Source organism: Desulfitispora alkaliphila (genome assembly GCF_050433185.1).
Taxonomy (GTDB): domain Bacteria; phylum Bacillota; class Desulfitisporia; order Desulfitisporales; family Desulfitisporaceae; genus Desulfitispora; species Desulfitispora alkaliphila.
Window position 1 is genome coordinate 1 of sequence record NZ_JBNPXS010000057.1, and the last position, 13,356, is coordinate 13,356.

The window sequence follows — 13,356 nt, forward strand, 5'->3', positions numbered from 1 at the left end:
CCAGTTCCTGAGGCTGACCCACTGTTAGGTGATAATGAAATACTGAGAATGAGTGAGTATTAAAGAGAAATATTAACTTTATAGAAGGAGGAATAGATAAAATGGAAGAAAAAGTAGTAGTAAGATTAAAGGATGGTAGCGAAAAGGATTATCCAAAGGGTACAACTATATATCAGATTGCAGAGACTATTAGCAAAAGGTTAGCTAAAGAAGCAGTAGTGGGAAAAATAGATGGAAAGCTAGTAGATTTACACTGTCCTTTAGAAGAGGGTGGAGAGCTAGAAATTCTATCTTTTGATGATGAAGAGGGACAAGATGTTTATAGACATAGTAGTTCACATATTTTAGCGCAAGCAGTACAAAAACTTTTTCCTGGCACAAAGTTAGGGATTGGGCCGGCCATTAAAGGTGGGTTTTATTACGATTTTGACTCTGAGCACAAGTTTACTCCAGAGGATTTAGACAACATCGAAAAGGAAATGAATAATATAATTAAGGACAAGCTGGCTTACCAGAGAAAAGAGCTGAGCAGAGAAGCTGCTTTAGAGTTGTTTGCTGAGCGAGGAGAAGAATACAAGTTAGAATTGGTTAAAGATCTACCTGAAGATGAAGTTATCAGCGTATACACACAAGGTGAGTTTGTAGATTTATGTGCTGGACCTCACGTGCCAGATACAAGTAAAGTAAAGGCGGTCAAGTTAACTAGTGTAGCAGGAGCATATTGGCGCGGTGATGAGAAGAATAAAATGCTTCAGCGGATTTATGGAACCTCATTTCCAAAGAAAAAGACACTAGAAGAGTATTTGGAGAAGCTTGAGGAAGCTAAAAAGAGGGATCACCGCAAACTGGGACAACAACTAGAATTATTTACAATTATGGAAGAAGGACCTGGATTTCCCTTTTTCTTTCCCAAGGGCATGACATTGCGCAATGAGTTAGAAGCATTTTGGCGAGAAGAACATGAAAAAGCTGACTATCAGGAGATCAAGTCTCCAATTATACTAAACAGAACATTGTGGGAAACCTCTGGGCATTGGGAGCACTATCAAGAAAACATGTATTTTACCCAAATTGACGAACAGGATTTTGCGGTTAAGCCAATGAATTGTCCTGGTGGAATGCTAGTTTATAGATCTAAAATGCACAGTTATCGGGACTTGCCTTTGCGAATGGGCGAATTGGGTTTAGTTCATAGACATGAGCTATCTGGTGCATTACATGGACTAATGCGAGTGCGCTGTTTCACACAGGATGATGCTCATATATTTATGCTACCATCTCAAATAAAAGATGAGATTAAAAATGTAATAGATTTAGTGGATTACTTTTACAAGGTCTTTGGATTTGAGTATCATGTGGAACTTTCTACTAAGCCAGAAAAAGCCATGGGATCTAATGAAATTTGGGATAAGGCAACAACTGCTTTGAAGGAAGCGCTGGAAGAAAAGGAAATGGATTATATCATTAATGAAGGTGACGGGGCATTTTATGGACCCAAAATAGATTTTCACCTAAAGGATTGTTTAGATAGAACCTGGCAGTGCGGTACAATTCAGTTGGACTTCTTAATGCCTGAAAAGTTTGATCTAAACTACATTGGTGAAGATGGAAACAAACACCGCCCTGTAATGATTCACAGAGTTGTCTTTGGTAGTATTGAGCGATTTATCGGTATTTTGACAGAGCACTTTGCAGGAGCTTTTCCCACATGGTTATCTCCAGTGCAAGTAAAGGTGTTGCCGATTACTGATAAGTTTGCTGATTACGCTCATAAAGTAGCTAAAAAATTGGAACATGCTGGAGTTCGTGTAGAAGTGGACAGCAGAAGTGAGAAAATCGGCTATAAGATTAGAGAGGGGCAACTACAAAAAATCCCTTACTTATTAGTCGTAGGAGAAAAGGAAGAGCAAAATGAAACAGTGGCAGTTAGGAAGCGGGCAGAAGGGGACTTAGGTCCAGAAGAACTTGCTGCTTTTACTGTGAAAATAGTTGAAGAGATAAAAAATAAGAAGTAATCCTTGACTTTTATAAGCTAATGTGATAACTTTTAATAAGTGAAATTAATAGGACAATAAAGCAGAAGCCATCCGCTTCTCACCTTATGGTGGCAAAGGCCGACTGATAAGGTTAATACTTAAAGCGCAATGTTATTACTTTATGTTTTTGCTAAAGTAGGCTTTAGAGCGGGTGGAGTTTGTTTCCACCCGCTTTTTGTGTGCATATAGTGCTGGGTGGTATAATTCAATGGAGGTGAAAAATTATTAGTAAAGAAGCACGTATTAACGAACAAATTCGTGCAAAAGAGATTCGTCTCATTAGCAACGATGGGGAACAGTTGGGAATAGTGACTTCAAAAGAAGGCTTAAGAATCGCTCAGGAGAAAAACCTAGACTTGGTAGAAGTATCTCCTAGTGCCAAACCGCCAGTATGTAGAGTTATGGACTACGGTAAGCACAAATACGAGCAAAGTAAGAGAGACCGAGACGCTAAGAAGAAGCAAAAAGTTATTAATGTGAAAGAAGTAAAGCTAAGACCTAGTATTGAAGAGCATGACTTCCAAGTAAAAGCAAAAAATGCTGAAAAATTCCTCAAAAGTGGCGATAAAGTCAAAGTGACTATTATGTTTAGAGGGAGAGAAATCTCTCACGCCGATATAGGTAGAGAACTGTGTAACAAATTGGCGTTACAGTTAAAGGATATTGCTGCTGTAGAGCGCTATCCAAAAGTTGAAGGAAGAAATATGATAATGATTTTGGCGCCAAAATCAGACTAAGTTGGAAGGAGGCAAATGATATGCCGAAGATGAAGACTCACAAAGGTGCTGCAAAGCGTTTTAAAAAGACTGCATCTGGAAAGATTAAACGCTCTAAGGCGTTTGCCAATCATATCTTAGAAAAGAAATCTGCTAAGAGAAAGAGAAATTTTAGAAAAGCTGGCCTAATCAGCGAAGGTGATTACAAGAGAATAGCAAAGTTGCTACCATAATATTATTGCAAAAGGAGGTAAACAATAATGCCTAGAGTAAAAAGAGGTGTAACAGCCCGTAAAAGACATAAGAAAATATTGAAGTTGGCAAAAGGATATCGTGGCTCAAAGTCTAAGCTATTTAGACCTGCTAATGAGCAAGTGCTTAAGTCTATGGCTTATTCATATATACACAGAAAGACTAGAAAAAGAGAATTCCGCAAGCTGTGGATTGCAAGAATCAATGCAGCTGCGAGAACTAACGGATTGTCATACAGCAAGTTTATCAATGGTCTTAAACTAGCTGGAGTAGATATTGACAGAAAGATACTTGCTGAGCTAGCAGTTAATGACAGCAAGGCTTTTGCTGAATTGACAGAAGTTGCTAAAGCAAAAATTAACGCGTAGTAAAGTGTAAAAAGGGGGAGGTTGTTAATAACAACCGTCCTTTTTTTTATTTAAGATAAAGTATGCTATAAAACGATGATGTTTAAAATCAGGTAATAGAGGTGTTATCTTTAGTGGAAAAGCTAAAGCGAGTAGAACTTAGTCCTCCCCAGGTGTTGGCAATAGGTTATCTAATGCTGATTGCCATAGGTACTTTTCTGCTACAACTTCCTTTTGCAGTTCAAGGTGAGGAAAGACTAGCACTAGTTGATGCCTTATTCACAGCAACTTCAGCAACAGCTATTACTGGTCTAGTAGTGGTGAATACTGGCGAAACGTTCACGGTATTTGGTCAAGTAATAATAATGGTATTGTTTCAGATAGGTGCGTTAGGGTTTATGACAGTGACCACCCTTTATGCCATAATTCTAGGGAAAAACATTAGTCTGAGGCAACGAATGGTGTTGCAGAGTTCTCTAAATCATTTAACTCAAGCGGGAATTTTAAAATTGACAATTTCTATAGTATCTTTTGCTTTAATAGTAGAGGGTATAGCAGCTATTATTCTATTTTTAAAGTGGTATCCAACTATGGGAGTGACCCAAGGGGCTTATTACGCTGTTTTTCATGCTGTATCTAGTTTTGCTAATGCGGGATTTGATTTGTTTGAAAACAGTTTGCACCAATATACAGGTGACTTGGTGGTAAACTTGACTATTACCTTTCTTTTTATAACTGGTGGTTTAGGTTATTACGTTATAATGGATCTATTAGCTCATAAGGGTAGGTTTAAAAAATTAGCACTTCACAGTAAGATAGTTATTACTTTTTCTGTTATACTGGGGATTATAGGAATACTTACAATTTTACTATTTGAATCCAATAACCCTAAAACACTAGGCGAGCTATCATTAACGGAAAAGCTATTAGGAGCTTATTTTCAGGGTTTAACACCCCGTTCGGCAGGTTTTAGTACAATTGAAATTGGAGAGATGACTTCCCCTAGCATTCTAATGACAATGGTATTAATGCTAATAGGTGGTGGAACAGGAGGGACTGCAGGTGGGATTAAGGTGACCACATTTGCAGTTCTTATACTAGTAATATATGCTCTGGTAAAGGGTAGAGGTGAGGTTAGTGTATTTAAGCGCAGGATTTCATATCACATAATTCTAAAGGCCATTGCCATAACAATCATCTCATTGGTAGGTGTATTTTTTCTTATTATTTGTTTAATGGTTACAGAAAAAGCTCCTTTTGAAGTAATTATGTTTGAAGCTTTATCAGCATTCTTTACTGTTGGTTTATCTATGGGTCTTACGGGGGATTTAACACCAGTGGGTAAAGTGTTATTAAGTATAGCTATGTTTGTGGGAAGAATTGGGCCCATGACCATTGCTTTTGCTCTTGCACTACGGTTACAAAAATCCAGTGTTAGGTATATAGAAGAAGATATTACAGTTGGCTAGGTGGTGTTATAATGTCAAAGAAAGTTGCTGTTATCGGTTTAGGGAGGTTTGGAATTAACTCTGTTAAGACGTTAGTAGATTTAGGGTATGAGGTTTTAGCTATAGATAATAAAGAAGCTCGGGTAAGAAAAATGCTAGATGTGGCAACCCATGCTGTTCAAGCTAATGCTACTGATGAAGCCACATTACAAGAGCTAGGTATAAACAACTTTGATATTGTAATAGTTTCAATTGGCAAGGATATTAAGGCCAGCACTATGATTACGCTTCTAGTTAAGGAAAGTGGAGTGGATTATGTGGTAGCTAAGGCAACTGATGAGTTGCACGGCAAAATCCTTGCAAGAGTAGGCGCCGACCGGGTAGTCTATCCTGAACGGGAAATGGCGGTAAGGGTTGCCCATAACCTGGAATCTAAAAACGTTTTAGATTTAATTGAGCTTTCACCAGATCACAGTATATTAGAAGTTAAGGTTTCTGATAGATTTGCAAATAAGAAACTAAAGGACTTAGATTTTAGAGACCAGATAGGCATTAGTATAGTAGCGGTAAAAAAGCATGGTGGTGAAATTATTATTGGTCCTGGTGGAGAAACACTGCTTGAAAAAGAAGACATTTTAGTAGCCTTGGGGACTAACGAGGGACTTAAGTATATTGAGTAGGAGTGTGATGCCATGATCAGTATATTATCAGATAAAAATCCACAATTTAAAAACTGGAAAAAACTAAAGAGGCGGAAACAACGAGTAGAACAAGGTCAGTTCATAATTGAGGGCTGGAAGCTTATAGAAGAAGCAGTGGCAGCTAAGATTGAACTGAACGCTATTATAATTTGCCAGGGTGCAGAAACTGAATTTCAGGATAAAATAAAACCATACAACAGTTATGTTCTTCCTCGAAAATTATATGAGCAACTGGCAGCTACGGATACTCCTCAACCCATTATGGCTATTGCTAATATGAGGAATACTCAAACAAGTGATGAAGATAGCAATTTAGCCGAGCAGGAATTAGTATTAGTATTAGATAGAATTCAAGACCCAGGTAATATGGGAACTATTATTAGAACCGCCCATGCTGCAGGAATATCAATATTATATTTAACTAAGGGTTGTGCAGATGTGTTTAATGAAAAAGTAATCAGAAGCGCTATGGGCTCTAGCTTCCATATACAAACCATAGTCATAGAAGACGAAAGAGAGCTAATGAGCGCACTTAAAGGGAAGCAGTTCACGATAGCTACAGCTCATGTGGGCGAAGGCAGCACAAGCTTATATAACACTATATTTAATAGGCCATTGGCTTTAATTTTAGGTAATGAGGCAGCTGGTCCAAGTGAAATTATGTTAGATAATTCTAATGTTAAAGTAAAAATTCCCTTGCTGGGTGGAGCTGAGTCACTAAATGTGGGAATAGCTGCAGGGATAATTATTTACGAAATAGTGCGGCAACTAAAATTTGACCAATAGAATCCCCTGTGGTATAATTGGTTTCGAAAAAGCGTTAGGAAGGGGAGTGGTTAGGACATGTTCTTCAATGCATATTTCTTTTGGAGAATCTTTGAAACCACTGGTTCCATTCAAGCTTATATGTTGTATAAGAAATTGATGATGCAATAAGCTTATAGATAACAAAAAGGCAATGATTGGGAGAGTAGGTTTAGTAGTAATTTACAGGGAGTGGATTCCATCGACTGAGAGAATCTGCAATTATGCTAAGTTGAAGTTCACCCATGAGCAGTGCACTGAAATAAAGTAGGTGCAACGGTTTCCTCCGTTATGGGAAATGAGGGGTTCACAATTATTATTAGTGGACAACCAAGGTGGTACCGCGAAAAAGCTTTCGTCCTTGTATGAGGAGAGGGCTATTTTTTTTGATAATTTTAAAGGAGGATAGAAAGGTAATGAAATCAGAATTGAGTAAAATAAAAGAACAAGCTATTGAAGACTTTAAAGAAGTTGTTGACCTGGAAAAACTAGAGCAGCTGCGAGTTAAATACTTGGGAAAAAAGGGAGAGCTAACTGGTGTTTTGCGCGGTATGGGGAAGCTTACTGCTGAAGAACGACCGGTTATTGGTCAGTTGGCAAATGAGATTAGAGCACAACTAGAAGAAACAATAGAGAGCAGAAAAAGTGAACTAGCCCATATAGCTAGACAAGCAAAATTAGAAGCGGAGACTATAGATGTAACACTACCTGGTAAGCCTGTAGCTACAGGAAAGAGACATCCCCTTACTCAAGTACTAGATGAGATTAAAGAAATCTTTTTGGGAATGGGGTTTACTATAGAAGAGGGGCCGGAAATAGAATCTGACTACTATAATTTTGAAGCTTTAAACTTACCCAAAGAGCACCCAGCTAGAGATATGCAGGATTCTTTTTACATAACCAATGAGGTGCTGTTGCGTACTCACACTTCACCAGTTCAGGTTCGAACCTTTGAGAGCAACTTTCCACAAGTGCCACTGAGAATTATTGCGCCAGGCAAAGTATATCGAAGAGATGACGATGCTACTCATTCACCCATGTTCCATCAAGTGGAGGGCTTTGTGGTGGATAAGGAGGTTACTTTTGGGGATTTAAGGGGAACCCTACTAACATTTGCCAAAGAAATGTTTGGGGAAGATAGGGAGATTAGGCTACGACCATCATATTTTCCCTTTACTGAACCCAGTGCAGAGGTAGACATTTCCTGTGTTAACTGTGATGGCCAAGGCTGTCGAGTTTGTTCCAATACTGGATGGCTGGAGATATTAGGGGCAGGAATGATACATCCAAAAGTACTTGCTAATACAGGTTATGATCCAGAAAAAGTAACCGGCTTTGCTTTTGGAATGGGTGTTGAAAGGATAGCTATGCTCAAATACGGAATCAATGATCTGCGCATGTTATTTGAAAATGATATTAGATTTTTAGACCAGTTTTAAGGAGGGAAAGCAGTTGAAGGTTTCAATGAATTGGCTGAAACAATATGTGGATGTAGATATTACTGCTGAAGAGTTAGCAGATAAATTGACCAGGGCTGGCATAGCAGTAGAAGATGTTGAGTCCCCTGGAGAGAATATAGATGAAAAAATAGTAATAGGTGAAATAACAGACATAAAGCCTCACCCAGATGCAGATAAGTTAATTATTTGTCAGGTGCAAGTAAGTGCTGAAGAAAGTGTACAAATAGTTACTGGTGCTAATAATGTAAATGTGGGTAATAAGGTGCCTATATCATTGGTGGGGGCAAAACTTCCTGGTGGTTTGAAGATAAAAAAGGCTAAGTTGCGTGGAGAAGTGTCCACAGGGATGATGTGTTCTGTAGGAGAACTTGAATTAGACGAGAACACATTCTCTAAGGAGCAGCGGGAAGGGATATTAATAATGCCCGATAGTGCTGAGGTAGGTCAAAAATTTACTGAAGCTATGGGACTAGATGACGAAATTTTAGTACTAGAGTTGACACCTAACCGGGCAGATTGCCTAAGCATGATAAATGTAGCTAGAGAGGTTGCTGCGGTCACAGGTGGAACTTTGAAATTGCCTCAAATAGAGATTGCTGAAGAAGCGGAAAAGGTTGAAGATGTTGCGGCTGTGGAGATAGAAAGTCCTGACTTGTGTAGGAGATATGCGGCAAGAGTAATAAGGGGGATTGAAATTAAGCCATCACCCCAATGGATGCAGCAGCGACTGCGTTCAGCAGGTGTGCGTCCTATTAACAATGTGGTGGATGCTACCAACTACGTTATGGTAGAAATGGGACAACCTCTTCATGCTTTTGACTTGGAAAGTGTTCAAGACAGTAAAATTGTTGTGAGGCTAGCTAAAGCCGAAGAAAAGTTAGTTACTTTAGATGAGGTTGAACGGCAACTAGACGAGGAAATGTTAGTTATTGCAGACCCGCAAAAGGCTATAGGTATGGCTGGTGTTATGGGTGGTTTTAATTCGGAGGTAACTGATACAACTAAAGATGTTATTCTAGAATCTGCTTATTTCGATGGTACTAATGTACGTAAAACAGCTAGAAAACTTGGCTTAAGATCTGAAGCCTCTCATCGATTTGAAAAGGGTATCAATATTGAGGGAGTAGTGACTGCACTAGATAGAGCTACCCAATTAATTCAAGAACTAGCTCATGGCAAGGTAGCAAGTGGGGTGCTAGATAACTATCCCAAAAAAGCTGAAGGAAAAACTGTCACTTTACGAGTTCAGCGGGCAAATCAATTACTTGGTACAAATATTAGCAGTGAAGAAATACAAGACATATTTTCTAGATTAGGCTTTGAATTTAACCTCAATGAAGCAGGAGATATAGTTGTAGCTGTGCCCGATTATAGAAACGACATTGAAATGGAAGTAGATTTAATTGAGGAAGTGGCAAGACTTTACGGCTATGACAATATTGAGACTTCACTACCTCGCGGAGAAGTGACTAGGGGTAGCAAAAAGTTCCATCAGAGAATGGAGGACTTGGTTAAACAAAATTTTACAGGTAGCGGCTTGACTGAAGTAATTACATACAGCTTTATATCTCCTAAAGCTTTTGATAAGTGTATGATTTCTCAGGATAGTCAATTGCGCCAAGTGGTGAAGGTATACAATCCTCTAAGTGAAGAGCAGAGCGTAATGCGAACTTCTATTATTTCTAACTTATTAGAAGTAACGGCAAAAAATATTAATAAGAGGGTAGAAAACGTTGCCATTTTTGAGTTAGGGAAAGTTTATTGGCCTACTGATGAACTTTTACCTGAGGAAATCAGTACTTTAAGTGGATTAGTATCAGGGAAGGCAGAAAAAGGATGGGATTGGTCAGAAGCAGGTTGGGACTTCTTTTATCTAAAAGGAATTTTGGAGAGACTTTTTGATTCACTAAAAGTGAGTAGAATTAGTTTTGACCCAGTAAAGGACAATCCAACTTTCCACCCAGGGAGAACTGCCAAGATTTTAGCTGAAGGCAAGCCTGTTGGTATTTTAGGAGAAGTGCATCCAGATGTACTTGAAAGTTATGATATCAAACAGAAATGTATAGTTTTTGAAATAAACTTTGATTTAATAGTAAGCTTAGCAAGCGAAGATGTAAGGTACAAGCCTTTAGCAAAGTATCCTGCTGTAGATAGGGATTTGGCTTTTGTGGTTAAAGAAGAAATAAAATCATCCCAACTAGCTGATGTGATAGCTGATGCTGGCGGTAGCCTTTTAAAGAAAGTGACTCTCTTTGATGTTTATCAAGGAAAGCAAATTAAAGATGGCTATAAGAGCTTGGCTTATAACATGGTTTACCAGGCTGATGATAGAACGCTAACTGATGATGAAGTGAACAAAACTCATGATAAGGTAAGAGAGGCTTTAAGTAATGCTTTTGATGTGGAGTTTAGACAATAATATATAAAGCGCATGTCAAAAGAGGTCAGAGCTACAAACTGACCTCTTTTTGCAGGAATATTTACTTTAAAGAAGAACTTATCACATAAAGTCCTTAAAAAAGGGGGGAGCAAGCGTGGTCGAACAGGGAAAAGATGAAAAAATAAAAGTAAAAGTTGAAATTCATGGACAAGAATATACCATGAAGGGAAGTGGCAGCCCTGAATACTTTAAGTCATTGGCTGACTATGTTAATCAAAAAATGGGCGCAATAAGTCAAAGAGCTACACATTTGTCCTCGACTAAGGTTGCGGTGTTGACAGCTTTGAATATTGCTGACGAATTAGCAAAGCTTCAGGAGGATTATGATAATTTAATTAAACTAATAGAGGATGAAAAAATCCGATAAAATAAAAGCGCTAACTGCGCTTTTTTTAACTAAATATGGGGAAAATAAGAAGGCGCAAAGGAGTGAGCCTTCATGACAAATAATGAAATCATGTGGAAGTTAACTGAACTTAGGGATTTATTAATCTTAAGTGGTAAGAAGAGTAGTGAGTCTGAGAGTGAAGAGGAAAGAATAGCCGCAGAAGAGGTGGAAAAAACAGGAAACAGCTCTCTTATAGATCAACTTAGAACTAAGATACCACCTGGTTTAATTGAAATGATAGAAATCCCTGAATTAGATGCTATAACAATAAATAAAATTAACCGAGAGTTAGGTGTTACTACACTAAACGGGTTGAGAAAAGTTGCAAAAAAGCGGCAACTTAGGCGTCTAGAAGGAATTAGTAGCAAGAGAGAATTGAGCATTCTCAGAAGCATAAAACTACTTCTAGAACCTCCAGAAAGGTTTCCCAGTGCAATTGCTAAACCAATGGGAGATAAAATAGTAGCTGATATAATGTTAATCCCTGGTGTTATTAACGCAACTTTGTCTGGAGAACTGAGAAGAGGTATGGAGATGGTGGATTTTATCTCTATTGTAATTAAAGGAGATAATTCCGAGGAAATCTTAGGTGTGATGAGTAAACATCCATTATTTAAAAAGAATATTTTCAAATCATCTTTAAAGTTGGTAGTAGAAACTAATATCAAATTGAAAGTGGAAATGGAAGTGGCGGAATCTAGTGAATATTGGCATAGAGTTCATCATACTACTGGTTCAGCTGATTATATAGAGGAATTTGAGCGAATTGATAAATCTAGAAATATAACTCTTGGTGTTGATACGATTAACTGTGAACAAGACTTATATAAAAAACTAGATATGCAGTATGTAGAACCAGAATTAAGGGAAAGTAAGAGTGTGATTGAATTAGCTATCAAGGGAGAAATCCCTGAATTAATCAATATGGATGATTATAAAGGAGATTTACACAGCCATACAATGTGGAGTGATGGAACTGGCACAGTAGAGGAAATAGCTAGGGCGGCAATAAAACAGCAATACAGTTACCTGGCTATTACAGAGCATACTAAGTCACTTAAAATAGCTAGGGGAATTACTGAACAAGAACTAGAGCAACAAATGGATGAAATAGATAAATTGAATAGTAAATTTGCCGAAGAGGGTATACCCTTTAGATTGTTAAAAGGGGTGGAGGTAGATATCCTCAAAAGTGGAATTTTAGACTTTGAGAATGAAGTCTTAGAAAAAATGGATTTGGTAATAGCTTCGGTGCATACTGACTTTGATCAGAGTAAGCAAAAGATGACTGAGAGAATAATAAAGGCACTTGAAAATCCATACGTCAATATATTTGCCCATCCGACAGGTAGAATATTGGGAAGGCGCAGTGGGTATGAAGTGGATTTAGACCAAGTATTTGCAGCTGCTAAAGAAACGGGGACTGTACTGGAAATCAACTCGGCGCCTGATAGGCTAGACCTAAATTACTTAGACGCTAAACGGGCAAGAGATATGGGAATTAAAATTGCTATAAATACGGATAGTCATGATCCAGAAAGACTAAGTAATATATCCTTTGGAATTCAAGAGGCGAAAAAGGGTTGGTTGAAAGCGGAAGATGTTATAAACTGTATGGGATTGGAAGAATTACAAGAGTTTTTTAAAGCACAAAAAAATTAATAAGAGAGGGATAGAGTTGCGCATTTTAATGACTTTTTTTGATGGTTTTGGTTTAGGTGAAATGAGTGCAAAAATCAATCCTTATATTGTTGCGACAACTCCTTTTTTAGATGAATTACTGGGAGGGAAAAAGCTAACATCCTTATCAAGTAAAGAAGCAGGGAAGTATTATAGGTTATTTCCAACTGATACTACCTTAGAAGTAGAAGGTACACCGCAAAGTGCAACAGGTCAAACGGCTCTTTGGACAGGGGTAAATTCAGCCGAAGTAATAGGGGAGCACAAAAATGGTTTTCCAAATCAAGCCCTAAGAAAAATTATCGAAGAAAACAATATATTTAAACAGCTAAAAGGATGTGGAAAAACTGTAGCATTTGCTAACGCATATCGTCCTGATTTTTTTAAAAGCTTTATTCATCAGAAAAAATACCATTCAGTATCAACTACAGCAGCACTATCAGCGGGATTAAAGCTTAAAACTATAGAGGACATACTTGCTGGTAAGAGTGTATATCAAGATATGACCAATAAAATATTAGTTGAAAAGTTTAATTGTAATGTACCTGTTATATCCCCAACTGAAGCAGGTTTAGTTCTAGGTAAAATTAGTCAAGAACTTGATTTTTGTCTCTATGAGTATTTTCTTACAGACATTGTTGGACACAGTCAGGACTTTGATTTATCTGTAAATCTAATAGAGCAGATAGACGCTTTTTTAGAAGCAGTGATAAAAAATGTAGACTTGCGAGATACTTTAGTTATAATAGTTAGTGACCACGGAAACATAGAGGATGTTAGATTAAAAGGGCACACAAAAAATAAGGTTCCTACGGTAATTATATCTGAGGAAAATAACTTACAGGAAAGCATAAAAATTAACTCTCTTACAGATGTATATGACTACATAGTGGAGAAATTATGTGACAAATTATAAGAAATTACAAATAAAGGAGCATTCCTGTAATGAATTTAAATGAGGATTGAATAAAAAAAGCCCCCTTGGTATCATACGAGGTGTCCGAAGCTGATCAGCAAAAAGGACCCTTAATTTATACCCAAGGAGGACTTCAAAATGAATTATACACAAAACCAGAAAATTTCT

At 37.7% G+C, this 13,356-nt stretch carries 13 protein-coding genes and 2 other annotated features; all 13 genes read left to right on the forward strand.

Features of this window, described 5'->3' with window-relative positions:
* Positions 1-101 precede the first annotated feature (101 nt).
* The 13 genes from thrS (at position 102) to GGQ84_RS14395 (ending at position 13,188) form a co-directional block, all read left to right on the forward strand.
* The gene (thrS, locus tag GGQ84_RS14335) at positions 102-2,015 is read left to right on the forward strand and encodes a threonine--tRNA ligase (RefSeq protein ID WP_429163493.1); all 1,914 of its coding nucleotides are present in this window, start codon (positions 102-104) and stop codon (positions 2,013-2,015) included.
* 53 nt (positions 2,016-2,068) lie between these two features.
* Positions 2,069-2,222: a sequence feature (ribosomal protein L20 leader region), on the forward strand.
* Positions 2,223-2,260: 38 nt separating this feature from the next.
* Positions 2,261-2,773, forward strand: a complete 513-nt coding sequence (gene infC / locus GGQ84_RS14340; RefSeq protein ID WP_429163505.1) for a translation initiation factor IF-3 — start codon at positions 2,261-2,263, stop codon at positions 2,771-2,773.
* Between the two features lie 20 nt (positions 2,774-2,793).
* Positions 2,794-2,985, forward strand: coding sequence for a 50S ribosomal protein L35 (rpmI, locus tag GGQ84_RS14345; RefSeq protein WP_429163494.1), 192 nt, complete (start codon positions 2,794-2,796; stop codon positions 2,983-2,985).
* A gap of 27 nt (positions 2,986-3,012) precedes the next feature.
* Positions 3,013-3,372, forward strand: a complete 360-nt coding sequence (rplT, locus tag GGQ84_RS14350) for a 50S ribosomal protein L20 (protein ID WP_429163495.1) — start codon at positions 3,013-3,015, stop codon at positions 3,370-3,372.
* A 113-nt stretch (positions 3,373-3,485) separates the two neighbouring features.
* Positions 3,486-4,820 (forward strand): TrkH family potassium uptake protein, encoded by a 1,335-nt coding sequence (locus GGQ84_RS14355; RefSeq protein WP_429163496.1) that lies wholly within the window; start codon positions 3,486-3,488, stop codon positions 4,818-4,820.
* Between the two features lie 11 nt (positions 4,821-4,831).
* On the forward strand, positions 4,832-5,479 hold the full coding sequence (locus GGQ84_RS14360) for a potassium channel family protein (RefSeq protein WP_429163497.1): 648 nt from the start codon (positions 4,832-4,834) through the stop codon (positions 5,477-5,479).
* Between the two features lie 12 nt (positions 5,480-5,491).
* On the forward strand, positions 5,492-6,286 hold the full coding sequence (locus tag GGQ84_RS14365) for a TrmH family RNA methyltransferase (RefSeq protein WP_429163498.1): 795 nt from the start codon (positions 5,492-5,494) through the stop codon (positions 6,284-6,286).
* Between the two features lie 57 nt (positions 6,287-6,343).
* On the forward strand, positions 6,344-6,436 hold the full coding sequence (locus tag GGQ84_RS14370; protein ID WP_429163499.1) for a YqzL family protein: 93 nt from the start codon (positions 6,344-6,346) through the stop codon (positions 6,434-6,436).
* Positions 6,437-6,449: 13 nt separating this feature from the next.
* Positions 6,450-6,670: a binding site (T-box leader), on the forward strand.
* A 50-nt stretch (positions 6,671-6,720) separates the two neighbouring features.
* A complete protein-coding gene (pheS, locus tag GGQ84_RS14375; RefSeq protein ID WP_429163500.1) occupies positions 6,721-7,743 on the forward strand; it encodes a phenylalanine--tRNA ligase subunit alpha in 1,023 nt (340 codons plus the stop codon).
* Positions 7,744-7,756: 13 nt separating this feature from the next.
* Positions 7,757-10,183, forward strand: a complete 2,427-nt coding sequence (gene pheT / locus GGQ84_RS14380) for a phenylalanine--tRNA ligase subunit beta (RefSeq protein ID WP_429163501.1) — start codon at positions 7,757-7,759, stop codon at positions 10,181-10,183.
* Positions 10,184-10,298: 115 nt separating this feature from the next.
* Positions 10,299-10,571 carry a cell division protein ZapA gene (locus tag GGQ84_RS14385; RefSeq protein ID WP_429163502.1) on the forward strand — a complete coding sequence of 91 codons (273 nt, stop codon included), beginning with the start codon at positions 10,299-10,301 and terminating at the stop codon, positions 10,569-10,571.
* Positions 10,572-10,643: 72 nt separating this feature from the next.
* Positions 10,644-12,254 (forward strand): DNA polymerase/3'-5' exonuclease PolX, encoded by a 1,611-nt coding sequence (gene polX / locus GGQ84_RS14390; protein ID WP_429163503.1) that lies wholly within the window; start codon positions 10,644-10,646, stop codon positions 12,252-12,254.
* A gap of 28 nt (positions 12,255-12,282) precedes the next feature.
* Positions 12,283-13,188, forward strand: coding sequence for a sulfatase-like hydrolase/transferase (locus GGQ84_RS14395; RefSeq protein ID WP_429163504.1), 906 nt, complete (start codon positions 12,283-12,285; stop codon positions 13,186-13,188).
* The last annotated feature ends 168 nt before the right edge of the window (positions 13,189-13,356 follow it).